22 protein-coding genes and 1 pseudogene are annotated in these 25,867 nt (G+C 73.1%); 8 read left to right on the top strand and 15 right to left on the bottom strand.

The window, feature by feature from the left end; translation table 11 throughout:
• Nucleotides 1-6: 6 nt before the first annotated feature.
• The gene (locus AC07GB_RS08640; RefSeq protein ID WP_478842939.1) at nucleotides 7-1,386 is read right to left on the bottom strand and encodes an NAD(P)/FAD-dependent oxidoreductase; all 1,380 of its coding nucleotides are present in this window, start codon (nucleotides 1,384-1,386) and stop codon (nucleotides 7-9) included.
• 285 nt (nucleotides 1,387-1,671) lie between these two features.
• Here AC07GB_RS08640 and AC07GB_RS08635 point away from each other — a divergent pair, with 285 nt between their 5' ends.
• Nucleotides 1,672-2,799: an enolase C-terminal domain-like protein gene (locus tag AC07GB_RS08635; RefSeq protein ID WP_478842937.1), complete on the top strand. Its 1,128-nt coding sequence runs from the start codon at nucleotides 1,672-1,674 to the stop codon at nucleotides 2,797-2,799.
• A 29-nt stretch (nucleotides 2,800-2,828) separates the two neighbouring features.
• Nucleotides 2,829-3,389, top strand: coding sequence for a hypothetical protein (locus AC07GB_RS08630; RefSeq protein WP_478842935.1), 561 nt, complete (start codon nucleotides 2,829-2,831; stop codon nucleotides 3,387-3,389).
• Here AC07GB_RS08630 and AC07GB_RS08625 read toward each other — a convergent pair.
• Nucleotides 3,348-4,427, bottom strand: a complete 1,080-nt coding sequence (locus tag AC07GB_RS08625) for an SDR family oxidoreductase (protein WP_478842933.1) — start codon at nucleotides 4,425-4,427, stop codon at nucleotides 3,348-3,350. The genes AC07GB_RS08630 and AC07GB_RS08625 overlap by 42 nt on opposite strands.
• 8 nt (nucleotides 4,428-4,435) lie before the next feature.
• Nucleotides 4,436-4,990: a phage holin family protein gene (locus AC07GB_RS08620; protein ID WP_478842932.1), complete on the bottom strand. Its 555-nt coding sequence runs from the start codon at nucleotides 4,988-4,990 to the stop codon at nucleotides 4,436-4,438.
• Nucleotides 4,991-5,103: 113 nt separating this feature from the next.
• Between AC07GB_RS08620 and AC07GB_RS08615 the strand changes: the two genes are divergently transcribed.
• The gene (locus AC07GB_RS08615) at nucleotides 5,104-5,451 is read left to right on the top strand and encodes a VOC family protein (RefSeq protein WP_478842930.1); all 348 of its coding nucleotides are present in this window, start codon (nucleotides 5,104-5,106) and stop codon (nucleotides 5,449-5,451) included.
• Between the two features lie 397 nt (nucleotides 5,452-5,848).
• Here the strand turns inward: AC07GB_RS08615 and AC07GB_RS08610 are convergent, their stop codons facing one another.
• From AC07GB_RS08610 to AC07GB_RS08570, 9 genes are all read right to left on the bottom strand, one after another.
• Nucleotides 5,849-7,786, bottom strand: coding sequence for a DUF5107 domain-containing protein (locus tag AC07GB_RS08610; RefSeq protein WP_478842928.1), 1,938 nt, complete (start codon nucleotides 7,784-7,786; stop codon nucleotides 5,849-5,851).
• Between the two features lie 96 nt (nucleotides 7,787-7,882).
• Nucleotides 7,883-8,779: an arginase family protein gene (locus AC07GB_RS08605; protein ID WP_478842926.1), complete on the bottom strand. Its 897-nt coding sequence runs from the start codon at nucleotides 8,777-8,779 to the stop codon at nucleotides 7,883-7,885.
• Between the two features lie 58 nt (nucleotides 8,780-8,837).
• On the bottom strand, nucleotides 8,838-9,428 hold the full coding sequence (locus AC07GB_RS08600; protein ID WP_478842924.1) for a GNAT family N-acetyltransferase: 591 nt from the start codon (nucleotides 9,426-9,428) through the stop codon (nucleotides 8,838-8,840).
• 27 nt (nucleotides 9,429-9,455) lie between these two features.
• Nucleotides 9,456-9,698: a LapA family protein gene (locus tag AC07GB_RS08595; RefSeq protein WP_478842922.1), complete on the bottom strand. Its 243-nt coding sequence runs from the start codon at nucleotides 9,696-9,698 to the stop codon at nucleotides 9,456-9,458.
• Between the two features lie 128 nt (nucleotides 9,699-9,826).
• Nucleotides 9,827-11,647 carry a CocE/NonD family hydrolase gene (locus AC07GB_RS08590; protein WP_478843292.1) on the bottom strand — a complete coding sequence of 607 codons (1,821 nt, stop codon included), beginning with the start codon at nucleotides 11,645-11,647 and terminating at the stop codon, nucleotides 9,827-9,829.
• Nucleotides 11,648-11,861: 214 nt separating this feature from the next.
• On the bottom strand, nucleotides 11,862-12,815 hold the full coding sequence (locus AC07GB_RS08585) for a S66 peptidase family protein (protein WP_478842920.1): 954 nt from the start codon (nucleotides 12,813-12,815) through the stop codon (nucleotides 11,862-11,864).
• Entirely contained in the window at nucleotides 12,812-14,812 is a 2,001-nt protein-coding gene (locus AC07GB_RS08580) for a S9 family peptidase (RefSeq protein WP_478843290.1), read from the bottom strand. Before AC07GB_RS08580 ends, AC07GB_RS08585 begins: the two co-directional genes overlap by 4 nt.
• Before the next feature lie 67 nt (nucleotides 14,813-14,879).
• Nucleotides 14,880-16,205 carry a M20/M25/M40 family metallo-hydrolase gene (locus tag AC07GB_RS08575; protein WP_478842918.1) on the bottom strand — a complete coding sequence of 442 codons (1,326 nt, stop codon included), beginning with the start codon at nucleotides 16,203-16,205 and terminating at the stop codon, nucleotides 14,880-14,882.
• Nucleotides 16,198-17,040 carry a M55 family metallopeptidase gene (locus AC07GB_RS08570; RefSeq protein ID WP_478842916.1) on the bottom strand — a complete coding sequence of 281 codons (843 nt, stop codon included), beginning with the start codon at nucleotides 17,038-17,040 and terminating at the stop codon, nucleotides 16,198-16,200. The genes AC07GB_RS08575 and AC07GB_RS08570 overlap by 8 nt, the downstream gene beginning before the upstream one ends.
• Nucleotides 17,041-17,580: 540 nt before the next feature.
• Between AC07GB_RS08570 and AC07GB_RS08565 the strand changes: the two genes are divergently transcribed.
• The 3 genes from AC07GB_RS08565 to AC07GB_RS08555 all read left to right on the top strand — a co-directional run bounded on the left by AC07GB_RS08565 (nucleotide 17,581) and on the right by AC07GB_RS08555 (nucleotide 21,029).
• Nucleotides 17,581-18,756, top strand: coding sequence for a hypothetical protein (locus AC07GB_RS08565; RefSeq protein WP_478842914.1), 1,176 nt, complete (start codon nucleotides 17,581-17,583; stop codon nucleotides 18,754-18,756).
• Nucleotides 18,757-18,880: 124 nt separating this feature from the next.
• The gene (locus tag AC07GB_RS08560) at nucleotides 18,881-19,228 is read left to right on the top strand and encodes a hypothetical protein (protein ID WP_478842912.1); all 348 of its coding nucleotides are present in this window, start codon (nucleotides 18,881-18,883) and stop codon (nucleotides 19,226-19,228) included.
• A gap of 145 nt (nucleotides 19,229-19,373) precedes the next feature.
• Nucleotides 19,374-21,029, top strand: coding sequence for an FMN-binding glutamate synthase family protein (locus AC07GB_RS08555; protein WP_478842910.1), 1,656 nt, complete (start codon nucleotides 19,374-19,376; stop codon nucleotides 21,027-21,029).
• Between the two features lie 50 nt (nucleotides 21,030-21,079).
• Here AC07GB_RS08555 and AC07GB_RS08550 read toward each other — a convergent pair whose 3' ends face one another.
• Nucleotides 21,080-21,217 carry a hypothetical protein gene (locus tag AC07GB_RS08550; RefSeq protein WP_478842908.1) on the bottom strand — a complete coding sequence of 46 codons (138 nt, stop codon included), beginning with the start codon at nucleotides 21,215-21,217 and terminating at the stop codon, nucleotides 21,080-21,082.
• A 370-nt stretch (nucleotides 21,218-21,587) separates the two neighbouring features.
• A complete protein-coding gene (locus AC07GB_RS08545) occupies nucleotides 21,588-22,025 on the bottom strand; it encodes a hypothetical protein (RefSeq protein WP_478842906.1) in 438 nt (145 codons plus the stop codon).
• 1,230 nt (nucleotides 22,026-23,255) lie between these two features.
• Between AC07GB_RS08545 and AC07GB_RS08540 the strand changes: the two genes are divergently transcribed.
• Nucleotides 23,256-24,173 (top strand): LysR family transcriptional regulator, encoded by a 918-nt coding sequence (locus AC07GB_RS08540; RefSeq protein ID WP_478842904.1) that lies wholly within the window; start codon nucleotides 23,256-23,258, stop codon nucleotides 24,171-24,173.
• A 143-nt stretch (nucleotides 24,174-24,316) separates the two neighbouring features.
• A pseudogene (locus AC07GB_RS08535) lies at nucleotides 24,317-24,796 on the top strand (DsbA family protein); the annotation flags it as partial.
• Nucleotides 24,797-24,927: 131 nt separating this feature from the next.
• Here the strand turns inward: AC07GB_RS08535 and AC07GB_RS08530 are convergent.
• Nucleotides 24,928-25,683: a class I SAM-dependent methyltransferase gene (locus AC07GB_RS08530; RefSeq protein ID WP_478842902.1), complete on the bottom strand. Its 756-nt coding sequence runs from the start codon at nucleotides 25,681-25,683 to the stop codon at nucleotides 24,928-24,930.
• Between the last annotated feature and the right edge of the window lie 184 nt (nucleotides 25,684-25,867).

The following is a 25,867-nucleotide window of genomic DNA, read 5'->3' as shown; positions in this document are numbered from 1 at the left end:
GGTCGCTCACTCCTCGGGCTTGGACGCGGTCTCGGTCTCGTGGCCGGCGTCGGGGGCATGTCCCGCGGGCCCGCCGGGCACCCGGGCCAGCTCCGGCGAGGAGGTGTCCAGGGGCACCGACCACGACCGGACGAGGCCGAGCTGGACGCCCTGGCGGGGCAGCGCCGCGTCGAGGAGCCAGTCGGCGGCGACGCGCACGCGGTTGCCGGGCATCGCGGCCAGGTGGTAGCCGCGGGTGACGGCCCCGGCGAGCGGCCCGGACAGCGGGACGCCGAGCGGGTTGGCGGCGCCCTTGACGCCGCCGAGGTCGACGGTGAAGCCGAGGTCGTGGTGGCGGTAGGAGGCACGCCGGCCGATGCCGAGCGAGGCGGCCACGTTGCGGCCCGCGACCTTGCCCTGCCGCCAGGCGTGCTGGGCGGTCATGGCGGTGAACTCGCCGGGCTTGGCGAGGTCCGGCACGGCCGCCGCGTCCCCGCAGGCGAACACCTCGGGGTGGCCGGGCACGTTCAGGAACGGGTCGACGACGAGGCGGCCGCGCTCCAGGGGCTTGCCGATCCCGGCGACGAGCGGGTCGGGGCGCACGCCGACGCACCACACGAGGGTGCGCGTGTCGATCGTGTCGCCGTCGTCGAGGAGCACGCCCTCGTGCGTGGCCTCCTTCACGGAGGTGCCCGTGCGGATCTCCACGCCGCGCCCGCTCAGGACGCGGTCGGCGGTCGTGGAGAGCCGCCGGTCCAGCTCCGGCAGGACGCGTGGGGCGATGTCCAGGAGCAGCCAGCGGGGTCGGATCCCGGCGCGCAGCGGCTGGCCCCGCACCAGGGAGCGGGTGAAGAGCTGCCCGTGCGCGGCGACCTCGACGCCGGTGTAGCCCGCGCCGACGACGACGAAGGTGCAGCGGGCCCGGCAGGTCTCGGCGTCGGGCGCGGCGGCGGCCAGCTCGATCTGCCGGGTCACGTGGTCGCGCAGGTAGAGCGCCTCCGGCAGGCCGCGGAAGCCGTGCGCGTGCTCGGCGACGCCGGGCACGGGCAGCAGCTTGTTGACGCTGCCGACGGCCAGGACGAGCCGGTCGTAGGTCAGCTCGCCGCGCTCCCCCTCCGGTCCGGTGTAGCGCACGGCGCGGCGTTCCAGGTCGACGCCGTCGGCCTCGCCGAGGACGAGGCGGACGTTCTTGAGGGTGCCCGAGAGCGACACGGTGACGCGGCGCGGTTCGAGGACGCCCGCGGCGACCTGGGGCAGCAGGGGCAGGTAGAGGAAGTAGTCGGTGGGGTTGAGCAGGGTGATGTCGGCCCGGCGACGGGCGAGGCGCGCGAGTGTCCGCGCGGCCTGGAACCCGGCGAAGCCGGCACCGACGATCACGATGTGCGGGCGGTGGGATTCTCGGCTCACGTAGCGCCTCCGGTGGAGTGCGGCACGGCATCCGTGCGGTGTTCCGCACGGATGCCTCTGGGCTGCCGGTGCGGGCGCCGGTGCGTTGTGCTCCCGCACGGACCTCCCAGGTGCCCGTGGCCGCCGCGGTGAAACGCCCCGCCGTTTGCCGCGCGGAAGCACGGGTTACCCGTCGGGGGCCGGATCGGCCCCGCCGGCCGGGCCCGCACGGGCCGCGCGGACCGCCCGCGTCGGCCGTGGCGGCCGCGCGGGCGGCAGGGGTCCCGTCGCGAGGGAGGCCGCCCGATGAAACCGCCCGGTCCGTCCACGCCGGCCTCCTCGGACGCGGCCTGCCTGGAGCCGCCCGCCGTGTCCGCGTACACGGTGCCCGCCGACGCGCCGGAGGCCGACGCCACGTTCGCCTGGGACACCACGACGATCGCCGTGGTGGAGATCCGCGCCGCGGGCGCCGTCGGCACCGGCTGGACCTACGCGCCCACCGCCACCCTGGAGGTGGTGCGCGAGCAGCTCACGCCGGTCCTCACGGGCCGCGACGCCCTGGACATCCCGGCGGCGCACGACGCGATGGCCAAGGCGGTGCGCGACGCGGGCCGTCCCGGGGTCGCGGCGTGCGCGCTCTCGGCGGTCGACATCGCCCTGTGGGACCTCAAGGCCCGCCTCCTGGAGCTGCCGCTGGTACGGCTGCTCGGCGCGGCCCGCGACGAGGTGCCCGTGTACGGCAGCGGCGGCTTCACCACGTACCACGACACGCATCTGGCGGCCCAGCTCAACGGCTGGGTGCACGGCCAGGGCATCCCCCGCGTCAAGATCAAGGTCGGGGAGGCGTGGGGGCGCGCCGCGGCCCGTGATGTCGCCCGGGTCCGCGCGGCCCGCCAGGTCATCGGCCGGCAGGCCGAGTTGTACGTCGACGCGAACGGCGGCTACACCCGCAAGCAGGCGGTACGCGTCGGCCGGGTCCTCGCCGAGCACGGCGTGGGCTGGTTCGAGGAGCCGGTGTCGTCCGACGACCTGCGCGGGCTCGCCCTCGTACGGGACGCGCTCGTCTGTGATGTGACGGCCGGCGAGTACGGCTACGACCTGCCCTACCTCGCCCGCATGGTCCCCGTGGTCGACTGCCTCCAGGTCGACGCGACGCGCTGCGGCGGCCTCACCGAGTGGCTGCGCGCGGCGGCCCTCGCCCAGGCCCACGGCCTTGAGGTGTCGGCGCACGGCGCGCCGCACGCGCACGCGGCGGTCGCGGCGTGCGTGCCGAACCTGCGGCACGTCGAGTGGTTCCACGACCACGTGCGGATCGAGTCGATGTTCTTCGACGGCGCGCTCGACCCGACGGGCGGCGTGGTGCGGCCGGACGGGGGCCCGGGGCACGGCCTCGCGCTGCGGACAGGTGACGTACAGGAATATCGCGTGGCGTGAGGCGGCCCCGGTTTGCGAGGCTCGCGGGCATGAACGCGCCAGCGGAAGCACAGCCGGACGTCCTGCTCATCGGCGGCCGTTCCGGGGTGGGCAAGTCGTCCGTGGGCTGGGAGGTCGCGGCGCGGTTCCGGGCCGCCGGCGTCGGGCACGCCCTGATCGAGGGCGACGTCCTGGACGCGGTGCACCCCGCGCCGCCGGGCGACCCGGACCGCTCGCGGCTCACCGCCCGCAACCTGGCTGCGCTGTGGGCCGGTTACGCGGAACTCGGCTGCCGCCGGCTCGTCTACACGAACACGGCGGCCGTCCTCGGCAGCGAGGAGTGGATCTTCACCGAGGCCCTCGGGTCCCCTCGGCTCACCCGTGTCCTGCTCACGGCGTCGGACGCCACGGCCGAGCAGCGCCTGACCGCCCGCGAGCGGGGCTCGGAGCTGGTACGGCACCTGCGCCGCAGCGCGTACATGGCGCGGCACCTGGACACGCGCGTCCCCGCCGGCACCCACCGGGTGGCGACGGACGGCCGCACGGTGACCGAGGTGGCGGCGGAGGTCCTACGGGCGACGGGCTGGCCGCGGGGTGCGGCGGCGGGTTGACGTACGAGGGGCGGGGGCGCGGCGCGCTCCGGCGCGGATCACGGCGCCGACGGCGGCTGACGCCACCAGGAGTCCCACGCGGCCCCGGTTCCGCGACAGCCAGGCCTGGCGGCTGCCGTCGCGGGCCTCGGCGTCGAAGCGCCCGCGCGCGCCGTGGTCCCGGCCCCGGGCGCCGTCGCACGCCGTCCAGAGGTTGCCCGGCGCGTCCCCGGCGGTGGGGTCGCCGCCGTCGGGCGGTGCCTGCTGGGCGTCGTACGCGGTCCGCGCGAGGTAGCGGTCGAGGAGCCCGGGGGCGACGGCGTTGGCGACGAGGGCCGCCACGGTCGAGCCGCCCACCCAGTACTCGCGCCGCCGCGGATGCCAGGCGGCGTGCACGATGGCCCGTGCGGCGACCTCCGGCTGGTACAGCGGCGGCACCGGGCGCGGGCGCCCCGGCAGCCGGCTGAGGACCCAGTCGAACTGCGGGGTGTTGAGCGCCGGGAGCTGCACCATCGTCGTGCGCACCCGCGTGCCCGAGCGCAGCAGTTCGCAGCGCAGGGACTCGTTGAAGCCCTGGATGGCGTGTTTGGCCCCGCAGTACGCGCTCTGGAGCGGGATGCCGCGGTAGGCGAGCGCGGAGCCGGTCTGCACCACGGTGCCGCGGCCACGCGGCACCATCCGCCGCAGCGCGGCCGTCGTGCCGAACACGCAGCCCAGGTACGTCACTTCGGTGACCCGCCGGAACTCGTCCGGGGAGATCTCCGTGAACGGCGCGAAGACCCCGGCGAAGGCGTTGTTGACCCACACGTCGATGGGGCCGAGGCCCGCCTCGACGCGCCGGGCCGCGTCCTCGACGGCCCGCGCGTCCGCCACGTCGACGGCGACCACGAGGGGTTCGCCACCGGCGCGGCGCACGTCGTCGGCCGCCTCCGCGAGGCCCGTGCCGCCGCGGGCGAGCAGCGCGACCTTGCAGCCCTGGGCGGCGAACGCCCGCGCCGTGGCCCGGCCGACGCCGCCGCTCGCCCCCGTCACCACGACCGTCGCGCCGCGGTGCCGCACGGCGCGCCTCACCGCGTCCGGGGGTTCGGCGCCTCGGGGGCGGTGGGCGGCGGGTCCGCGGGGACCGCGGGGAAGTCTGCGGTGCCCGGGGCGCTGCGGGGAGCCTGCGGCGTGGCGGCCGGGGCGGGGGCGTGGCTGCCCGCGCCGGGCTTCGTGCCGGGCTTCGCGCGGGTGGGCCGCGCCGCGTTACGCAGGACCACGGCCGCCACCACGAGCAGCGCGGTGACGATCAGGCCCGCCGCCCAGCCGGGCAGCCCGAGCGCGATGACCAGGCCGAGGGTGAGCGCGGCGGCGGCGCCCGCGTACAGCGCGACGACTCCGGCCGCCGCGTACAGCGAGGCCCTGCGGCGCTGCTTGCGCGCCACGTCGGCCAGCTCGGCGCGGATCTCGGTGCGCAGCTCCTCCCGCACGGTCTCGCGCAAGGAGGCGCGTACCGCCTCCTGGACGACCTGCGCGAGCGCGTCGCTCAGCGCCGTCTCCGGGGACGCGAGGCCCGTGGCTCCCTTGCCGGGTGTGCGCGGAGCGTGGCCCAGGGGTTGCTGAGGATGGTCCGATGCAGTCATGGCGACCGGGTACCCTCCGGCCGCGGCGCGTAACGGCCCCCGGCCCGCCGTGAGGCGAGTGACCTCGGCCGAATGGATCTCTTGCGGGGCCTTGCCCAACTAGGCTCGTTCATATGGACATCCTGGGAACCGTGCTGCGTGTCTGCGTGACCGATCTGGAGGCGTCCGTCTCCTTCTACGAGCGCCTCACGGGCAGCACAGCGATGCGCTTCGAGCGGGGCGGCGTCTCCGTCGCGTCGGTCGGGTGCTTCCTGCTGATGAGCGGGCCCGAGCACGAGCTGGAGATCCTGCGCAAGGTCACGGCGACGATCGCCGTGAAGGACGTCGACGAGGCCCACGCCACGCTGACCGCCTCCGGGGCCCGCGTCATCGCCGGCCCCGTCCCCACCCCCGCGGGCCGCAACCTGATCGCGATGCACCCGGACGGCACGGTCTTCGAGTACGTGGACCGCAACACGTAGCCCACCCCCACCCGCCCCGCACGGGGGCCCTACAGCGCGCAGGCCACCGCCACGACCGGGCCCATCCGCCCCGCACGGAGGCATCGCAGCACGTAGGCCCCCACCACGGCCGGACCCACCCGCCCCCGCACAGAGACCCAACAGCCCGCAGGCCACCGCCGCGATCGGGCCCATCCGCCCCGCACGGAGGCATCGCAGCACGTAGGCCCCCACCACGGCCGGACCCACCCGCCCCCGCACAGAGACCCAACAACCCGCAGGCCACCGCCACGACCGGACCCACCCGCCCCGCACGGAGGCCTCGCAGCACGTAGGCCGCCACCACGGCCGGACCCACCCGCCCCGCACGACGGCCCAACAGCCCGCAGCCCGGGCCCCTCCCTCCCGCGTCGAGGTCTCAGGCCCCGTCGGGCTCCGGGGCGGGGCTCATGCGGAAGTCGTAGCACGAGGGCACCGGCACCCCCGGTGCCACCTTCGCCCACAGTTCGCCCAACCCCTCGTCCCCCTCGCGCAGATCCGCCACCTCGAACCCCTCGTCGAGCACCTTCCGCGCCCCGGCCGTGTCGCCCTCCGCGACCAGCAGCCGCACCTCGAGCAACCGAAAGCGCCCGAGCCCCCGCACCTCGGGGCTCAGCCGCTCCCAGACATCACGCGCCGCCCCGGCCCGCCCCACGGCGAGCAGCGCCTCCAGGGCCTCCCGCCCGAGCGCCCCCACCACCTCCGCGGCCTCGGAATCGCCGAGCCCGGCGAAGGCCTCCGCGTACCGGTCCGCGGCCCGCTCCCCGTGCCCCGACTCCAGGTCGGCCACCGCCAGGCAGCGCAGCAGGGGCCAGCGCACCGCCGCCCTTTCGAGCCCGCGCTCCCAGCTGCGTACCGCCTGCGCCCGGTCCCCCGCGTGCCACTGCGCGACCCCGAGGTGGTACTCGGCGTGGGGCCGCGCGGGCGCTGTCTCCAGCATGTCCCGCCAGTACCGGGCGACGAGCGTGGGCCCGGGCACCCCGCCCCCGGACGGCTCGGGCACGGCACCGGAACGCAGCAGTTCGAGCCACGGCTCCTGCTCGGGCCCGAGCGTTGCCTCCGCGAACGGCGTGCCCGGCAGCTTGTACTCGCCCCGCAGCGTTTCCAGCGCGCCCCAGCCCGACCCGACGGCGAGGGACTCCCCCGGCTCCTCGTCCGCGTACGGCCGCCACCGCTCGTACGCCGCGTCCACCGCCGACGCGGGCAACGCGGCGGCGAGCCGCTCCTCGGCCGCGGCGCGGGCCGCCGCCCAGTCGTCCCCGTGCGCCACGTCCGCGGGGAGCGACAGCGGACCGTACGACTCCAGCCACGCGATCTCGCTCTCCGCGTCGAGCCGCACATGCTCCAGCTGCGTCCGCGCGAGCCCCGCCTGGATCTCCGCGTACCCGCCGCCGTCGGGTCCGGTCAGCCACTCCTGCCAGCGCCGGCCGCCACTGCCCGCGCCCCAGCGGAACTGCTTGCGCCCGCGCAGCACGGCCGTGGACGTCTGCACAAGGCCGTGCCCGTCGGCGTCGAGCGCCGCGATCCAGCGGCGCGCGCCGTCCGGCACGTCGTAGAAGTGGTCGGCGGCGTACGGGCCGTGGGGCTCGGGCACCGGCACCCGGGCGAGGGCGCGCGTGTAGTCGTACCGCCAGGCCTCGTCGGCGGGCGCGAGCACCCTGCGCTCCTCGGGCACGGCGGTGTTGGACCACCAGTAGACGGGCACGGGCTTCTCGTGCGGATTGCGGATCCGCACGCCCACGTGCAGGAAGTCGGAGTCCTCCGGCAGCCACAGGTCCACCTGGAAGGGCACGTCGCGCAGCCGCTCCCACTCCCACAGGCGCAGCATCGGACCGCCGTCGGGCGCGGTCACGACGGCGGCGTGCAGCGGCGCGCACGACAGGGTGGTGTGCCCGGTGGCGCCGATGTTCCACTCGATGCCGCCCGCGCACCAGGCACCGTTCAGCGCGAAGCAAGCAGGCTGGAATATTGGGTTCCGGTACAGCAGTTCGCGTCCGCCGGGCTTGTGCACCAGGGAGTGCACGCGGCCGCCGAGGCCGGGCAGGACGGTGGCGCGCAGCCGCTCGTTCTCCAGGACGAGCACGTCGAACGCCGTGGGCGTGCGGTGCCGGCCGTAGCCGTCGCGCAGCGGTGTGGGGAGCACCGAGCGCAGCGGCTCGTACCCGAGTTGCCGCGCCATGTCGCGCGGCAGCCCCTGCCGCGCGCGGTCGTCGACCCGGTGCGGCTCGCGCGGAAGGCGCAAGGCCGGCAGCGGGTTGTCCGGCCCCAACGCGGCGGCGGGCAGGGTCAGTACGTCGCGTCGCACGGTCGTCGCCACGGCGGTCTCCTCAGGTCATCGGGTCGCTGACCATGGAACACGCTGAACGCCGCCCCGACCAGGGGCTCCGCCCGGTTGTGATGACGCCGAGAGCGATCACGCCGCCGTGAAGGCCGCCACCACGACGTCCGTGAGCACGTCGCCCGCCGTGCCGTCGGGGTCCAGGTCCGGGTCGTAGATGGTGACGTTGAGCCCGACACAGCGCGGCGAGCGGACCAAGGGGCGCAGCAGCGCGAGGAGTTCGTCCGGGTGCAGGCCGTCCTCGTCGGGGCTGTCGACGGCGGGCATCACGGACGGGTCGAGCACGTCGGCGTCCAGGTGCACCCAGAAGCCGTCCAGGCTCTCGTGCTCCAGGGCGGCGACGGCCGAGCGGGCCACGTCGGCGGCGCCCCACTGCCGCAGTTCGCCGACGGTCACGGTCGGGATCTTCAACGCGCCCAGCTCCGCGCGGTCCTCGTCGTAGTCCCGCAGGCCGAAGAGCCGTACGTCCTCGTCCCGCAGATACGGCCGCAGGCCTTCCAGGTCGGTGAGGTCCGCCTGGCCGCGCCCGGTGCCGAGCGCCAGCTCCTCGCCGCCCGCCGCGCCGACCCGGTCGGAGTTGCCCGCGTGCCGGAAGTCCGCGGACGCGTCGATCGCCGCGAGGCCGTAACGCCCCATGCGGCGCATCGCGAGCGACGCGCCGAGCTGGATGGAGCAGTCACCGCCGAGGACGACGGGCAGGTCACCGGCGCGCAGATGGCGCTCGACGCGGTCGGCGAGCCGGGGCGTGTACGCGGCGATGGCGGCCGCGTTGAACACGCCGTCGCCCTCCTTCCAGTCGCCCCGGTCGTAGCGCGGCGGTACGACGACGCCGCCATCGGAGGCGTTCAGGCGCCGCAGGATGCCGCGCTCGCGCAGCGCCCCGGCGAGTTTGTAGCAGCCGGGCACGGTGCCCGGCGCGGGCGGGCGCAGGCCCAGGTTGGACGGCGCGTCGATGACCACGATGTTCCGCATGCGGTCCATCCTCGGCGACGCGGGCCACCGCCTTCAATGGCCCTGCCCGTGGCCGACGTCACTCCCCGCGGGCACCGGATCCCGCCGCGTGGCCGCCGGTCGACGCGGCCCGCATCTCGGTGGTCAGCGCCCACCGCTCGTGGTCGCGCCACGCCCCGTCGATGAACAGGAAGTCCGGCGAGAAGCCCTCCAGGCGGAAGCCGAGGCGCCGGGCGAGCGCGATCGACGCGGCGTTGTCCGGCTGCACGTTGATCTCCAGGCGGTGCAGGCCCAGTTCGCCGAACGCGTGGTCCACGACGAGCCCGAGCGCCTCCCGCATCAGGCCGCGCCCGGCGGCGTGCGCGAACACGCCGTAACCGAGCGCGCCGCAGCGGAAGCCGCCCTGGACGATGTTGTTGATGTTGATGAACCCGGCGATCGCCCCCGACTCCCGCACACAGACGAGGAACCCGGCCTTCGCGGGGTCCGCGACGAGCGAGCGCGCGTACGCCGTATAGGTCTGCTCGGTGGTCGGCGGGAACAGATAGGGCCGGTGCAACTCCTGGCTCTCCCGCGCCCGCGCCGTGAACTCGGCTCCGTCCGCGGGCGTGAAGTGGCGTATCCCCACCCGGGGGCCTTCGGCGAGGTGACGGTGGCTCGGCTGGCGCATCCGCCCCACGTTACCGGGCCACCCGGCTCACTTGCGCCGTCGGACGAAGTACGCCCCGCACAGCGCGCCGATCACCGCCGTGCCGAACAGCGCCATCCACAGGGGCATGGTCACCTCGGGGATCAGCAGCCGGATCTTGGTGCTGCGGGTGTTCTCGAAGATGAAGACGAGAGTGAGCAGGGCGATGACGGCGACGGTGATCCTTCCGGGCGTCATCAGCCCGGCCACGCCGCCCTTCGAGGGGCTCTTGCCGCCCGTGGAACTGCTCATGGCGGAACCCTTCCGTATCCGTCGCAGCGCCGGCCGCTGCCCGTCCCGCCAGGATGGGCAGCGGCGGCACACGGCGCACGGCGGGTGACGCGGGCGGGTGGGTCCGTGGGCCGAACAGGTGACGGCGGCTACACCACGGGCAGCCTCAGCACCCCGGCGCGGCCGGGCCCACTGCTCACCGTCACCGGCTTCAGGCCGCGGTTCCCGCCGTACGCCCCGTCGCTCGCGGCGATCACGAACCGCAGCCGGTGCCCCTTGTCGTACCGGTGCACGATCCCCGGCAGCCGGACCGTGAACGGCTTCCGCGCGTCCGGCACCCGCACCGGCGCCACCAGGCGGTGCACCAGCGTCTGCCCGCCGTCCGGCGCCACGTCGTACAGCTTCACGAACAGCACCAGCTTGTCGGCGGCGTCGGCGGAGCGCTGCGCCCGCTCGGCACGGGGCGAGCGCACCTCAAGGGTCGCCTCGGGCGCTCCCACGACCTCGACGGGCCGCTTCAGCGGCCCGGTGGTCCAGCCGAGGTACGTGCCCCTGGTGTCGTACGGCGCCGGGTCGGGCACCCCGGCCGTCCTGGCCGACGCGCTCTCCGAGTGGCTCGTGGGCAGCGGCCCGTTGCGGTACGTCCGGCTCCCGGGCACCACGCGCGCGCGGTCGTCCACGAGCGTGCCGTCGCCGGAGAGGTACAGCTCCCGCCGGGGCGCGGGGACGTCCGACGCCGTGGCGTAGGTGCGCTGCGGGTCCTTGATCCAGTCGCGGTAGTAGGCGAAGTCGGGCCCGGTGTCGGCGCTCTCGTCGTGCCGCAGATAGCGGTCGAACCACGCCAGGACGCGCCGGCCGACGTACGTCGACTCCAGATCGCCCTTGCCCAGGTCCAGCTCACCGGCGGCGGGCCCGTTCATGCCGCCGCTGTGCCCCCAGGACTGCCAGATCATCTTGGCCGTGGTGCCGTGCTTCTTGAGCGTGCGGTACGTCGCCTCCGCCTCGTTCAGGTTGAACAGGGTGTCGGCCTGGCCCTGCACGAGCAGCGTCGGCGTCTTGACCCGGTGCAGATACGACACCGGTGACACGCTGCGCGTGTACTCCAGCAGCCGCCGCGTCCTGTCCGCCGGATAACGGCCGGAGTTGAGCGTGCGGATGGTCTCGCAGGCCCGGGTGACGAAGTGCAGGCAGTCCAGTCGGTTGATCCGGGACGGGTCGAGGTTCGGCGCGAGCAGGGGCTGGCCCTCGCCGACGAGGTAGAAGCCGTTCATCCACTGCCACTTGGCGGCGCCGGGCACCTCGCGGCCCGCGGCCATCCGGTCCACGGCGTTGTTCGGCGCGAGGGAGTAGGCGAGGTCGTGCCAGGTGATCAGCGGGACCAGCGCGTCCACGCGGTGGTCGACGGCCGCCGTGGCCAGCTGGATCGCACCGCCGTACGACGCGCCGATCATGCCGACGCGCGGGTCGCCCGGGGCGTCCGCGACGACGAAGCCGGCCTTGGTGCCGTCGTCGGCCGCCCGCTCCCCGGCGAGGAAGTCCAGGAGGCCCGAGGCCGCCCGGCCGTCGATCTCTGGATCGTCGAGCGAGATCAGGCACCCGGACTTGCCGAAGCCGAGGCCGGAGTAGACGAGGCCGACATAGCCGCGCTGCGCGACGATCTTGCCGATGGCGGCGGTGGAGGCCTCGTCCTTGCTGCCGCCGAAGCCGTGGGTGGCGAGCACGGCGGGCGCGGGGTGCGCCCGGTCCACCCCACTCGGGCGGTACAGATCGGCGTCCACGGTGCAGCGCCGCTCCCCCGCCGCCACCGTGAACGTGAGGGGCGTGACGGTGAACCGGCCGCTCCCGGCCCCGGCACCGCCCCGCTCCCCCGCCCCGGACGCGGGCCCGGACGCGGCGACGAGCAGCAGCGCGGCGAGCACGGCGGCGACCAGCGCGAGCGGTGTCCGCGCTCTCGCCCCACCGCCCCTCACGGATGCGGCATCGCTCCGCGGCGCGGTGCGGAACGGCGGCACGGCATGACAGAACAAGGGGGCCTCCACGGTGTGGGCACCCGACCCCGCCCGGCAGGCACCGGCTCGCGCTCGTGCTGAGACACGCGTCCTGCGGGGTCGACGCCCGTGGCACTGGATTCTTGACGGAAATTCAGCGAACGGGGCGCACGCCACACACGACCGCGCGCGCTCCCTAGACGAGCGCGGGTATGTCCATCGTCAGCGTCCCCGCGTCCGCGTCCAGGTGCCCCGGTATCCCGAGCGGCACCGTCAGCGCCCCGTCACCGTGCCCGAACCCGAACTCCTCCACGACCGGCACCCCCAGCCCTTCGAGCCGCTCCGCGAGCAGCGGCCCCAGCCTGTCGTACGCCTCGCACTCCACCCACGAGCCGAGCACCACCCCGGCCGCACCGTCGAGCCAGCCCGCCCGCGTCAGCTGCGTCAGAAAGCGGTCGATGTGATACGTCCTCTCGCCGATGTCCTCCAGGAGCAGCAGCCCGCCGCGCGCGCCGGCCCTGGCCCCCGCCGCGCCCACGTCCGCCGCGAGCAGCGACAGACAGCCGCCCAGCGTCACCCCGTGGGCCCGCCCGCCCACCAGCGGCCGGCCCGCGGAGGCGAGCACCCGCACGGACTCCGGCTCGAAGAGGGTGGCCCGCAGGTGCTCCTGCGCCCGCGCGTTCTTCAGGAATCCGACATCCGCGACCATCGGGCCGTGCAGCGTCACGATCCCCAGGCGGCACGCGAACGCCTCGTGCAGCGTGGTGATGTCACTGAACCCCAGGAACACCTTGGGCCCCGCCGCCCGCATCGCCTCCCAGTCGAGGAGGTCGACCATCCGCGCCGCCCCGTACCCGCCGCGCGCGCAGAACACCGCCGCCACCGACGGGTCGCACCAGGCGCTCTGGAGGTCCCGCGCCCGGTCCTCGTCCGTGCCCGCGAGATAGTCGAACCGCGGGTGCGTGTCCCGGACATGCGGGGCGGCCACGGGGTCGAGGTCCCAGCCGCGCAGGATGTCCAGGCCCGCCGCGAGCCCGTCCTCGGGGACGGGCCCGCTGGGCGCGACGACCACGACCCGGGCACCCGGGGCGAGCCGCGGGGGCCGCGTCAGCCCCGTCGGCCACGTCGGCCGTGCGGTCACCGCGCTCACGTCGTCAGCTCCAGCGGCGGCAGCCCGCCCGCCGGATCGAGCCGGAACACCTGCGCGTACAGCGACAGTTCGGCTTCGAGGGCCCGGACCATGGTCTCGGCCCGCCGGAAGCCGTGCCCCTCGCCCTCGAAGGCGAGGTACGCGTGCGGCACCCCGCGGCCCTCCATCCGCTCCAGGAACCGCTCGCTCTGCGCGGGCGGACAGATCACGTCGTCCAGGCCCTGGAGCAGCAGGAACGGCGCGGTGACCTGATCGGCGTGGCACGTGGGCGAACGCTCCTCGTACCGGCTGGGCACCTCGTCCGGCGGCCCGATCAGCGTGTCCAGATAGCGCGACTCGAAGTCGTGGGTCTCCCCTTCGCTCCAGGACGTGAGGTCGAGGACGGGGTAGACGATCGTGCCGCAGGCGTACACGTCCGTCGTCGTGAGGGAGCTGGCCGTGGTCCAGCCGCCCGCGCTGCCGCCCCGGATCGCCAGGCGCGCGGGGTCGGCGGTGCCCTCCTCCGCGAGCGCGACCGCGACGGCGGCGCAGTCCTCGACGTCGACGACGCCCCACTGCTCACGCAGGCGGTCGCGGTACTCACGGCCATAACCCGTCGAGCCGCCGTAGTTGACGTCGGCGACGCCGATGCCGCGCGAGGTGAAGTAGGCGATCACCAGGTCGAGGACGAGCGGCGCGCGCGAGGTGGGCCCCCCGTGCGCCCACATCACGTACGGCGGCAGCTCGTCGTCGGGGGCGAGGTGGCCCGGGTGGTGCGGCGGATACACATGCGCGTGGATCTCCCGGCCGTCGGGGCCGAGGAACGTCCGGATCTGCGGTTCGGGGTAGTACGTGGGGTCCACCGGGTCGTCGTGCGCCGCGCCGACGACGCGGGCCCGGCCGGTGCGGGTGTCCAGCTCCACGACCTCGTACGCGCTGCGGGGGCTCGCGGCGACACCGATGACGCGGGTGCCGCTGACGGCGACACAGGCCGACCACTCCGTCCAGGGCCCGGCCGCGTCGACGACCTCGCCCGTCTCCGGGTCGAGCACACCGAGGGCGGTGGCGCCCGTGCCGTGCACGACCGCGATCAGGCCGCTGTCCAGCGGCGCGAACCAGCTGAGCCCGATCTGCCACAGCGGCCCGCCGAACTCCTCCTCGCGCGGGCAGAGCGCGACGGGGGCGCCGTCGAGCCCCGCGCGGTACAGATTCCACCAGCCCGTGCGGTCACTGGTGAACAGCAGCCGCCCGTCGCAGGCCCACTCGACCTGCGCGATCGACTCCTCCGGGCCACCGGCGAACCGGCGCGCGCCGCCGAAGGCGCCGTCCGCGCCGACCTCGGCGACCATCAGCTCCGTGCCGTCCCAGGGCATCCGGGGGTGGTCCCAGGCGAGCCAGGCGACGTGTGCGCCGTCCGGTGCCAGGCGCGGACCGGTGACGAACCGGTGCCGCCCGTCGGACAGCTCCCGCACCGCGGCCCGGTCCCCTGCGGCCGAGCCGTCGAGGGGCACGGCGGCGACCACCCGCCGCACGTCGGTCTGCTCCTCTCCGGTGAACTCCTCCAGGACGCACCACACCTCGCCCCGGTCGAGGTGGATCCGCGGGTCCGCCCAGCGCAGCCCGCCGCCCACCTCCGACACCGGGGTCAGGGGTCTCGGCTCCGCGCCGGGGACGTCCGGCTCGTGGACGTACAAGCGCTGGTCGGGGAAGTGCGTGAAGACGATCAGCGGGCCGCGCGGGTCCCCGTGGCGCTCGGCGCCGGCCCAGGGCAGGCCGCCGTACTCCAGGACCCGGCTGCGGACGTCCCACGGGGCGGGCAGCACCGACTCCTCGCGGCCGTCGGGATGGCGGCGCAGCAGCGCGCGCCGGCCGCCCTCCAGGGGGCGCGGCTCCGTCCACCACGCCTCGCCGCCCACGAAGCCCGCGAAGGCGGGGCGGCCGTCGTGCGCCGCGGCGAGCCCGGCGTCGATCGGGGACCGCCACGAGCCGTACGGCTTGGTCTGCGCCATGTCGATCATCTCCCCCATAGTCCGTTCCCCCATTGGTCCTTCGGTCCTTCGGTCCTTCAGGTGCTCGGTCGGCCGGTCAGGCCGTGCGCAGATACCGGTCGAGTACCCGCGTGCCGAAGTGCAGCGCCTCGACCGGCACCCGCTCGTCCACTCCGTGGAAGAGCGCCTGGTAGTCGAAGCCTTCCGGCGTCCTCAGAGGCGAGAAGCCATAGCCCCGGATGCCGAGCCGCGAGAACTGCTTGGCGTCCGTGCCGCCCGACATGCAGTACGGCACGACGCGGCCGTCCGGGGCGAACTCGGCCACGGCCGCGCGCATCTTGGCGAACGTGGGCGTGTCCACCGGCGCCTGCAACGCCACCTCCCGGTGGTGGAACTCCCAGTCGACGTCCGGTCCGGTCAGCCGGTCAAGGGTGGTGCGGAACTCTTCCTCGCCGCCGGGCACGAACCTGCCGTCCACGTAGGCGGTCGCCTCGCCCGGGACCACGTTCACCTTGTAACCGGAGCGGAGCATCGTGGGGTTGGCGCTGTTGCGCACCGTGGGCTCGACCAGGGCGGCGGTGGGGCCGAGCTTCTCCATGAAGCCGTCGACGTCGAACCCGGGGGCGTCCGGGTCGGCCTCCAGGCCGTAGATCCCGGCCAGCTCCACCAGGGCCGCCCGCACGGTGGGGGTGAGCCGGACCGGCCAGCGGTGCTCCCCGATGCGGTGGATGGCGGTGGCGAGCCTGCTGACCGCGTTCTCCTTGTTGACCTTGGAGCCGTGGCCCGCTGTGCCGCGCGCGGTGAGCTTGAGCCAGCCGGTGCCGCGCTCCCCCGCGGCGATCGGATAGAGCTGATTGCCCCGGCCGTCGTGGAAGGTGAACGCGCCGGACTCGCTGACGCCCTCGGTGCAGCCCTCGAACAGCTCGGGGTGCTCGTCGGCGAGGAAGCCGGAGCCGTCGCGCGCGCTGGCCTCCTCGTCTGCGGTGAACGCGATCACGATGTCGCGCCGGGGCCGCACTCCGGCGCGCGCCCAGCCGCGCACCACGGCCAGGATCATCGCGTCCATGTTCTTCATGTCGATGGCGCCGCGGCCCCACACGACGCCGTCGCGGATCTCGCCGGAGAACGGCGGCACGCTCCAGTCGGCTGCCTCGGCGGGCACGACGTCGAGGTGGCCGTGGACCAGCAGCGCGTCGGCGCCCGGGTCCGTGCCCTCGATGCGGGCGACCACGTTCGTACGGCCCGGGGTGCGCTCCAGGAGGGTGGGCTCCAGGCCGGTCTCGGCGAGCAGCGCCGCGGCGTACTCGGCGGCGGGGCGCTCGCGGCACTCGCCGTCGCCCCTGTTGGTGGTGTCGATGCGGATGAGATCGGAGGTGAACCGGACGACCTCGTCCAGTGCCGATGAGTCCACCTGCTCAGCCATACTGCTCCTCCACCGCGGCGGAGGCGATCGTGGTGACCGCCTTGAACGTGCGAATGCCTTCGTACATGGTCCCGCTCGTGTACGCGACCTTCCGCTCCGCCACGCGCCGCACTCCAGGAACCACCGTCGCGGCCATCGCCAGGTGCTCGGCGTCGAACTCGACCTCCACGGTGAACGGGCCGCCCGCCACCGGCTCGTGCCGCACGGCGAGGGTCGCCGCCTCCTTCGCGGCGGCGCGGATGTCGGCGGCGGTGCGGGCGGGGGTGCGGCACACCGCCGCGTACCGCGACACGTGGTCCTTGACGGCGACCTTCAGCGCGCCTGGCGCATAGCCGAGGGCGTCCTCGCAGGCCAGGTCGTCGCCGGTGACGAGGATGACGGGGACGCCGAACTCGGCCACCACGTGCGAGTTCAGCAGGCCCTCGCTGGCACGGACGCCGTTGACCCACACACCCGTGATCTGGTTCGCAAGGTAGGTGTGCGCGAGGACGCCCTCCATGCCGGCGCCCGCGTGATAGCCGAGGAAGGCGATGCCGTCCACGGCCTGACCGCCGCCGTGCTGGACGCCCTCGACCATGGACAGTTCCTTGTGGCGGCCGGTGAGCATCTGCACGCGCTCGTCCAGCTCTTCGAGCAGGAGGTTGCGCATCGTCCAGTGCGCCTCGTTGACGAGCACCTCGTCGGCGCCGCCGTCGAAGAAGCCGAGCACCGCCGCGTTCACGTCCGAGGTGAACATCGACCGGCACCGCTCCCACTGCGGCGTGCCCGGCAGCACGTCAGCCGGCCAGGTCACACCTGTGGCGCCCTCCATGTCGGCGCTGATGAGGATCTTCATGCTGCACCACCGTACTCGCCGCTCATTTCCCAGGCCAGGAGCCATGCGACCATCAAGGGACCATACCTTTGGCATCAGTTGATGACACGGTTTCACCAGCTCCGAGCAGGGCGACGCCGGCCGTGTCCCATGCCTCACGCTGGGCCTGGAGCGCGGCGTGGGTGCCGACGGTCATCGTGGTGTCGCGGCTTCGCGCGCGAGGCCCGGGAGAGCGTGATCACCGGGATGGGCGGCGAACTCTTCCGCGAGGGCGTACGCACCCGCCATCGTCCTGTTGGCCCCGTCCCCCAGCAGGGCCCGGGCGCTGACTGCCGACCGAGCCCACCTGTAAGTGAACCCCGGCGGGTGCGTGAAGGGCGCCACCCGCTGCGGGAGTCGCTCATCCGGCCCCGGGCGTTGGCCGACGTGGTCCACAGGGCGCTCGTTGCCCCTCCCTCGACACCTGCGGGGACGCTCGCCGCCATAGGTCGCGCTTATGGCCCCAGAGGTGAACAAGGTCTATGAGCGCTCTGACTTTGCGGCAAGAGTGAGGGCCGTACCTTGCTCGTTCTGAAAGAAATCGGCATTCCCTTGAAACCCCTACGTATGGCAGTCCTCGCCGCCTTCTCCGTGGCCACCCCGACGATCTGGGCCGTCATGCCCGCAGCCGCGCAAGAGGGGAAGCCCTCGGCGCCTTCCATGGCAGCACCCGCTCCGGAACCGGAGGCCTCCGAGGTCCCGGAGGAAAAGGAACCGCCTGCCAGTGACCCGGCCCGTGGAAAGGACTCGGCGGCGCCCGAGGCCCCTTCGCTGTCCCCGCCCCCGTCGTCGCAGCGCGGGGAATCTTCGCGCACCGTTCCGCCGACCGCTGTGGAGGACCGGTCCGACAAGCCGCAGCTCGGCCTGGAGGCAGTACTGACCGGCGTTCCCGCCGAGTTCGTGGCGGGCGGCGGTTGGGGCGAGTTCGACCTGGTCCTGAGCAACACCACGGGACACGACATGGACGGGGACGAATCCCTCCTCTACATGGAGGTGAACACCCTCTACCCCGACCCAGCTCTCGTGCCGCGGCACATGAACCTTCAGATGCTTGTCGATGGGTCGTGGCTCGATGCCGACCTGCAAGTGGCGGGTCGGGAGCGCGACGTTGGCGCGATCCTGCCTGTACTCGGCACCACGGTGGCCCCTGGGAAGACGACTTTCCCGATGCGGCTCAAGTTCACCTCGGACGCTCCGCTGACCTACTTCTACCTCGGGCCCCGGCCGGACACAGAGGTCAACGTGGGCCCCGAGGACTACTGGGAAAAGTCGAAGATCGTAGCTTTGAGCGGTGGCGGGGAGGACCCCGGGAACGGGGAGGACCCCGGGAACGGAAAGGACCCCGGGAACGGAAAGGACCCCGGGAACGGGGAGGACCCCGGAAGCGGAGAGGACCCCGGAAGCGAGGAGAAGCCCGGAAGCGGAGAAAACCCCGGGAACGGAAAAGACCCCGACGGCCAAGGGAAGAAGCCTGCCCCCGGTCCCGGAACCGATGCTCCCGAGAAGGACGTCGTGACGCCCGCTCATGGTGAAGCCGCCCATGGCGACCACTCCGGCGGGCAGGACTCGTCCGGCGCCCTCGCGCACACTGGTGCGGACAAGGCTGTGAGCTGGGCACTCGGCATTGGCGGCAGCGCAGTCGTGCTGGGTGCCGCCTGCGCTGCGGGGGCCGGAAGGCATCGCCGCCGTCAGGTCTGACCCTTGGCCGAGTGCGCATGTCACCAGTTGCCAGCCAGACCTCGCCGCTGGGCCCAGGTCACGGGCCGCCTGACGTAGGCCGGGCGATCCGCCGTACGAGCATGACCTCGAAGGGAGAAGCAGTATGCCCAGCGCGCCCAGACACGCCATCTTCACCGGCCATCGCTCGGCCCCGGGGCAGCACCCCGTCGAAGTCCTGGTGACCGCCTCGTCCAGCCCCGAGGATCCGTGGTTCGTACGTCTGCGCTGCGTCGACGAGCGGGCTTGTGAGATCACCACGTGGGGCTTCTCGTACAGCGCGCTCCTGGATGCCCTGACCAGCCCCGTCACCAGTGAAGGCGTCACCGTCCAGCCCCTCGGCTTCGCCCTGATGTTCGCGCTGAACGACGGTGTCGCACGCGGCTCCCTCGTCCAGATCGACCGGGCCGAGGTCGCGTCTTTCCTCGTCGGACTCGTCATATCCGACCTCTGAGCCGCGACAGGAGGGTGCTCGGGCATCTCGCGCTGTCCCAGGCCGGGTCTATGGACGCATAGACCGGCACCGGCTTCCGCAACGCGCGCGGGCGGCAAGAGGGTGTGAATGCCCGTAGCCGTCTGCCGAGGATCGACTCACGCACATGACATCCCTCCCGTACACAGCCCGGTACTCCGCTCTTGCCGGGGTGACCGCGATCGCCGTCCTCAGCGGCCTGCTCGCCGCTGCCGTATCGCCTTGGTGGTGGGTGGTCTCCGCGATGTCCGCGGCGCTGACCGTCCGCGGCCTCTACGACGTCTGCCAGCGACGCCACGCGATCCTGCGGAGCTACCCCCTGCTGGGGCACCTGCGGTTCGCGATGGAGCGGATCCGCCCTGAAATACGGCAGTATTTCGTCGAGTCGAGCCTGGACGGCAGGCCGTTCTCCCGCGATGTGCGCAGCCTGGTGTACCAGCGGGCCAAGGGGGAAACGGCTCAGAAGGCCTTCGGTACGGAGCGGGACGTCTACGCCACCGGCCACGAGTTCTTCGTGACGTCGATGGCCCCCGAGCCGGTCCCCGACGAGCCGCTCACCGTGCGCGTCGGCGGCCCCGACTGCCTCCAGCCTTACGACATGGCGCTACTGAACGTGTCGGCGATGAGCTTCGGCGCGCTGTCGGGCCCCGCGATCCGCGCGCTGAACGAGGGGGCGCTCCGGGGCGGCTTCGCCCATGACACCGGCGAGGGCGGCCTGTCCCGCCATCACCTGTCCGGCGGCGATCTGATCTGGCAGATAGGCACCGGCTATTTCGGCTGCCGCACCCCTGAGGGGCGCTTCGACCCCGAGCAGTTCAAGGTGACCGCCGCCCTGCCGAACGTCAAGTGCGTCCTGCTCAAACTGTCCCAGGGAGCGAAGCCCGGCATGGGAGGCGTGCTTCCGGCCGCCAAGGTGAACGCGGAGGTCGCCCGCGCCCGGGGCGTCGTCCCCGGTGAGACCGTCGTTTCACCCGCCTGGCACCCCGAGTGCCGCACCCCCAGGGAACTCATCCGATTCGTCGCCCGCCTGCGTACGCTCGCACGCGGTAAGCCCGTCGGGATCAAGCTGTGCGTCGGATCGCGCCACCAGGTCCTGGCCCTCTGCAAGGCGATGCTGGCGGAAGACTCCGCTCCGGACTTCGTCGTGGTCGACGGAGCGGAAGGCGGGACCGGTGCGGCCCCCCTGGAATTCACCGACCACTTGGGCATGCCACTGACCGACGGCCTGATCACCCTGCACAACGCGCTGGTGGGCACCGGCTTGCGCGACCGCGTCACGCTGGGCGCCAGTGGCAAGATCGCCACCGGCGGCGACGTCGTCGCCCGCCTCGTGCAAGGTGCCGACTTCACCAACTCGGCACGCGCGATGTTGCTCGCCCTGGGCTGCATCCAGGCCCAGCAGTGCCACTCCAACGCCTGCCCCACAGGTGTCGCCACCCAGGATCCCAAGCGGGCCCGGGCCCTTCACGTGGGAGACAAGGCCCAGCGCGTGCGGCGCTTCCAGCAGGCGACGGTGCACAGCGCCCAGCAGATCATGGCCACTCTGGGCGTACGACACCCCGGCGAACTGCACCCCAGCCTGCTCCGGCGACGACTGGACTCCGGGCTCACCCGCTCCTACTTCGAACTCTACGAGTGGCTGGACCACGGCGAGCTCCTCGCCTACCCGCCTCCTTCCTGGGCGGTCGACTGGGCCCAGGCGGACCCCGACACGTTCTCCCCCGTACCGGAGTACCTGGCGAAGACGCCCTGGCCCGCGCTGCCCGGCGACCAGCCGTCCTAGGCCGCGTGCCCAAGGCGCACTCGCCGCGCCGCCGGAGTCGGCGACGGCTCTCAGTTGCCGACAGGGCCTCCGTCGTTGTTGATGTCCGGCCTGGGCGCCATGAAGAACTCCGTCAGTGGAGTGTCCGCGGCGAACTTCATCCGCATCCGGAAAGTGGACTGGCCCAGCGGCAGAGTGATCTCCGTCAAGGGCAGTATCGCGACCAGGTCGGGGCTGGCACCGACATCAACTGTCAGCAGGCCCACAGCGAACGCCCGTCCAGCCCCTGCCCCGTGAGATTGTCCAGGACGAGGTCGAACTCCCGCCAATCGGCACCCGGTATGAAGGTGCCGGGAAGTCCGACCGGCTCCGCCGTCAGATTCGACCGGCGGCTCGTGTCAGCCCGCCCCTCCCCGGTGTTCCGCGGTTCGGCATGGGCGGTCTTCCCTTCCGACGCCGTACGGGGCAACGCGGCCGCGGCCGACGGCTCCTCGGCCGACGGGGCCTGCGCCTTGGACCCATGGCCCCCTGAGCAGAGGTGTTGACCTGTGCAGAGGAAGCGGCCCCCCGTGAACCGGTTCAGCGGGTGGGCCACACCTCCGCGGGGAGGAAGGAGAAGGGGTCGTCCATGGCCTCGGCGGGAAGGAAGACGGGCCGGGAGAGCAGCCGGTCACCGGAGCGCTGCAAACCGACCACCACGCCCAAGTCCTGTGAACCGAGGAGGCCAGGATCCAGATAGACCAGTTCCAGACCAGGCTCGCGGCGCCCACACCGGTTGATCATCCACTGTTCGAGTTCCGATGGCGCCCGGCCCACGAGCGCCTTGTCGTCCATACGGATCTGGGGACCCTTGAGCGCGTCGACCGAGACACCCCGCAGTCCGCCCGCCGGGCCGTAGTACAGCGTCAGGCCGAACGACCAGCAGTCCCCCCGCACCGTGCCGTACCGGCCCTCGGTCAGTACAGGACGCGTGTACTGCCTCGCACCCGTCGCGCATTCCTTCAACACCGCAGTCACGTCACCGGGACTCATCCCGAAGCGCAGGGGCCCCACGCTCACGAACGGCTCCAGACTCCATTGCGGCCGTGCGCCGTCGGGCCGCGCCTCCCACCACACAAGCATCCGAGCTCTTCCTCACTCACGATCACGCACATCAACGGCACCCGGCGAGCCCTCCACGACCAGCCGCGCGGCGATGCCCGCTGGGCGTCGAACGCACACCGCACCCTGCCGAGGGCTCACTCCGGGCACCTGTGTCACCCGCACACCATCCACCACGAAGCCCCTGCGCATGGGCAGACAATCCACACGCAGGGGCTTGGGCGGGCGCAGGCGGCGGCCTCTTCGCTCCGTACGCCTCTCCGTTATCCGTCAGGCTTGATGGTCTCGCCGGGCCTGCGGGTCCTGCCGGGCCTCACGGTCCTCGCAGACTGCAGGGTCCTCACAGGTCTGAGGGTTCCGACAGGCCTGGTGGTCCAGCTGTTCAGCGTCGCTCGCTCCATTAGCTCGGCCTGCCTCCGCCCGTCCATCGGCGGTGCGCGACGGACCGGTGTCGGCGGAGCGGCCCTGGTGACGCGTGACCGCCGACACCGCCTCGGCCTCGAGCCGCGAGACGGCTGATCCGCCGTCCCGCCGGCTTCCCTCGCGGGAGGCGGCCACGGCCTCCGCCACGCGCCCCGCTCCTTCGCTCACGGCAGCCATCAGCGCTTGCTGTCCGGCGCGCGTCCGCTCAGCCGATGAGGTGCCCGCATTGTCCGGGAGCCCCGGGTCTGAAGCCGCTGCGACGGCCGGGGGGTGGGTTTCGTTCGCCTGTGGCTCGCGTGTCATCGTCTGGTCTCCGTCTGTCCGATTCCTTGGTGATCTTGCCCCTAGCCTTCAGCCGGAGCGCACCGCGTCGGTAGGGGGCGCCGAGCGATGGATCCATAGCCCTCGGCAGCCCCCGCGGCCCTGGACACGGCCCTCGCCCGCCTCCCGCCTTCGCTTCCGCCTGCCCGGTGACAGGTGTCGAGTTCCGCGACCACGCCTAAAGCCATAAGCGCATGTGATGACCCATTAACGAAATGCCTCCTACCGCCCGTATCGCGCCGGATCGAGCATGAGGGCATGGCAACGATCACGCGCCATCAGCACCGAACCTCCGCCGTGCGCGCCCACGGGCGCCTCCACGTGGGCCCCGCCGCCCCGTGTCACGCCCCCTCGCCCCAGCGCCGCTGACGGCCCGCACTTCACCCTTTGGGGGATAGCTCCATGCCGTTGTCCACTCGCATCCCGGACCTTCCCGCTCTCGACCTGCTGCTCAGCGTCATCGAACTCGGCAGCCTGGGGCGCGCCGCACAGGCTCACGGCATCAGCCAGCCTTCCGCCAGCTCCCGCATACAGCAGCTGGAGAGGACGGTCGGCGTACCGGTCCTGGAACGCTCCGCGCGCGGCTCCCGACCCTCGCCCATGGGGGAACTGATCGCGGCGGGCGCGAAGGAGGTGGTCGACGCGGCCCACCGTCTGGAGATGACCGCCTCCACCTTGCGTTCACAGCGTGGCTCGCACCTGCAGGTGGCAGCCAGCCAGACCGTGTCCGACCACCTGTTCCCCAAGTGGCTCACAGCCCTCCAGGAGCGGACACCGGACACCACCGTGACGCTGATGGCGTGCAACTCACGGGAGGCAGGTGAGGCCGTGCTCGCCGGACACGCCGACATCGGCTTCGTCGAAGGGCCCAAGGCCGCCCCGGAGTTCGACACCCACGTCGTGGCACGGGACCGGCTCGTGACCGTCGTGGCACCGCAGCACCCATGGGCACGACGCACCGCGATCACCGTGACCGAGCTGGCGGAGGCCCCGCTGATCCAGCGGGAAACCGGCTCCGGGACGCGTGCTGTCTTCGAATCCACCCTCGTGACACGGGTGCCTGCCTGGCAACCGCGCGTCCTGCTCGCCCTGTCCTCCAACACCGCCATCAAGAACGCGGTGGCGTGCGGGGCGGGCTCGGCGATACTCAGCTCACTCGCGGTCCACCGCGAACTGGCCGCCGGGTCACTGACAGCGGTGACGGTCCAGGGCTTCGAGCCCTCCAGGTCACTGCGGGCGGTGTGGCCCACCGGCCAGCGCCTCGTCGGCGCCGCCCGGGAGCTGTACACGATCGCCTGCCGCTCCACGCCGCGCCCTTGAACACGGCCGGCACTTCACGCCCTCAACCGGGCACTGGGTCGCACCCTCAGCCCTTTCCCCGACCACCGGCCCCTGCACCTCGGAGCCCTGCCGACATCGGCTCCCACCCCACCAGTGAGCCCAGGTGACCATGTCCCTCACCGATCGACACGCGCCGGATTCCACACCCCGGGTCGGGAACACCATCCACGACGTCGGCCGCGGGGGCCATCGGCAAGGACGGCTTCGTCATCCCCGCGGGCCGGGAGGACGCTCCCGCCACCCTCGATGTCTACGAAGACCTCCGCCGCCCGGGATGCGCGGAGACCGAGAAGGTCCTCCACAAGGCCGTCAGCAAGCTTGAGGACGAGGGCAGGCCCCGCGCGGAGTACCACATCCTGTCGTTCGTCGACCGCATCACCGGCGGCCGCGGATCGCGCAACGCGGCCAGCGCACTGGCCGCCGCCCAGGACGAGGGGCGGTTCCGCGAACTCCACGACGTCCTGTACGCCCACGCACCCGACGAGAGCAGCGACACCTTCGGCGACGAACAAGTCCTGATCGACCTGGCGAAAGAAGCCCGGCATCTCACCACGACACGATTCTTCACAGCCGTCAAGGAGGGAACCCACGACACCTGGGTCTCCAAGACCAGCTCGCCTTCGACAAGCAGAACAGCATCAAGGCCACCCCCGCCGTCCTCAGAGATGAGGATCTCCATGCCTCGAAACCGTACGCGGTCGCGCCGACCCCGTGCCAGGCCTGTGGATAACTCTCACTGGTTCAGACCACTGGGGCCTGTGGACAACTCGCCGCGGCCCGCCACCAGCCAGGTGGAGGGCAGTTCGACGCGGGTGCCGTCGGGCAGGAACTCGGTCGTGGCCAGCGGGAGTTCGCCGCTGGCCAGGACGGTGAGGCCCGCCGCGTGGATGTGGTCGAGGAGGGCCGCGTCGGCGACCTCGCCGGGCGTGAGGCCGTGGGCGAAGACCGGCGCCAGCTTGGGCGGTGGGCCGTCGGCGTCCTGGGCCAGGCGGGCCAGGACCGGCCGTGCCGCCTCGGACAGCTCGACGAGGAAGGCCCGGCCGCGCTCGCCGGTGAGCGCGGCGAGGGAGTCGGCCAGGGGCTGCCGGTCGTCGGGCTCGCACTGGTGAAGCACGCCGCGCATGTACACGTTCACGTCGCCGAGTTCCGCGTGCAGTTGCTCGGCGGTGCTCTTGTCGGCCGCGTCGAGCTGCCGGTACTCGGCCTGTTCCGCGGGGTCCGCGCGCCGGGCGTGCTCGATCGCGGCGGCCGACAGGTCGAGGCCGAGGACGCGCGGGAAGCGGTCGGCGAGGAAGCGGGTCTGGGTGCCGTTGCCGCAGCCGACGTCGACGACCGGCAGGCCGCGCGCGGTCACGTACGGCTCGAACAGGGCCAGGTGGAGGCCCACGGTCAGGGCGGGCTCGGCGTCCCAGAAGACGGCGCCCTCGTCCTCGGGCGCCTCGCTCCAGAAGCCCTCCCACGCTTCCCGGTACCGACTCGTGACGCTCATGCCCAGCTCCCCAAGGTGTGTCCGGTGTGACCGGTGCGTGCGACCGGTGCGGCCGGTGCCGCCGAAACCGGCGACAAGATCGGTCTACCGCTCAGGGGGGCGCTCGACAAGTCACACGCGCGTACCTTCACGGCGCTTTCGATACGCGTTCCCCGGCGTGTGCCCGCGTACCGGCACGCGTGAC

The sequence above is a fragment of the Streptomyces sp. NPDC045778 genome, from assembly GCF_056431945.1.
The sequence above is the reverse complement of the archived record's forward strand: the minus strand, read 5'-3'. Positions and strand labels throughout refer to the sequence as shown.

What these genes read in the sequence shown, in the direction of transcription:
- AC07GB_RS08600 (WP_478842924.1), bottom strand. Translation starts at nt 9,428, where the DNA reads ATGCGCCAGCCGAGCCACCGTCACCTCGCCGAAGGCCCCCGGGTGGGG.
- AC07GB_RS08635 (WP_478842937.1), top strand. Translation starts at nt 1,672, where the DNA reads ATGAAACCGCCCGGTCCGTCCACGCCGGCCTCCTCGGACGCGGCCTGC.
- AC07GB_RS08540 (WP_478842904.1), top strand. Translation starts at nt 23,256, where the DNA reads ATGCCGTTGTCCACTCGCATCCCGGACCTTCCCGCTCTCGACCTGCTG.
- AC07GB_RS08615 (WP_478842930.1), top strand. Translation starts at nt 5,104, where the DNA reads ATGGACATCCTGGGAACCGTGCTGCGTGTCTGCGTGACCGATCTGGAG.
- AC07GB_RS08530 (WP_478842902.1), bottom strand. Translation starts at nt 25,683, where the DNA reads ATGAGCGTCACGAGTCGGTACCGGGAAGCGTGGGAGGGCTTCTGGAGC.
- AC07GB_RS08620 (WP_478842932.1), bottom strand. Translation starts at nt 4,990, where the DNA reads ATGACTGCATCGGACCATCCTCAGCAACCCCTGGGCCACGCTCCGCGC.
- AC07GB_RS08595 (WP_478842922.1), bottom strand. Translation starts at nt 9,698, where the DNA reads ATGAGCAGTTCCACGGGCGGCAAGAGCCCCTCGAAGGGCGGCGTGGCC.
- AC07GB_RS08560 (WP_478842912.1), top strand. Translation starts at nt 18,881, where the DNA reads ATGCCCAGCGCGCCCAGACACGCCATCTTCACCGGCCATCGCTCGGCC.
- AC07GB_RS08580 (WP_478843290.1), bottom strand. Translation starts at nt 14,812, where the DNA reads ATGATCGACATGGCGCAGACCAAGCCGTACGGCTCGTGGCGGTCCCCG.
- AC07GB_RS08605 (WP_478842926.1), bottom strand. Translation starts at nt 8,779, where the DNA reads ATGCGGAACATCGTGGTCATCGACGCGCCGTCCAACCTGGGCCTGCGC.
- AC07GB_RS08630 (WP_478842935.1), top strand. Translation starts at nt 2,829, where the DNA reads ATGAACGCGCCAGCGGAAGCACAGCCGGACGTCCTGCTCATCGGCGGC.
- AC07GB_RS08575 (WP_478842918.1), bottom strand. Translation starts at nt 16,205, where the DNA reads ATGGCTGAGCAGGTGGACTCATCGGCACTGGACGAGGTCGTCCGGTTC.
- AC07GB_RS08555 (WP_478842910.1), top strand. Translation starts at nt 19,374, where the DNA reads ATGACATCCCTCCCGTACACAGCCCGGTACTCCGCTCTTGCCGGGGTG.
- AC07GB_RS08570 (WP_478842916.1), bottom strand. Translation starts at nt 17,040, where the DNA reads ATGAAGATCCTCATCAGCGCCGACATGGAGGGCGCCACAGGTGTGACC.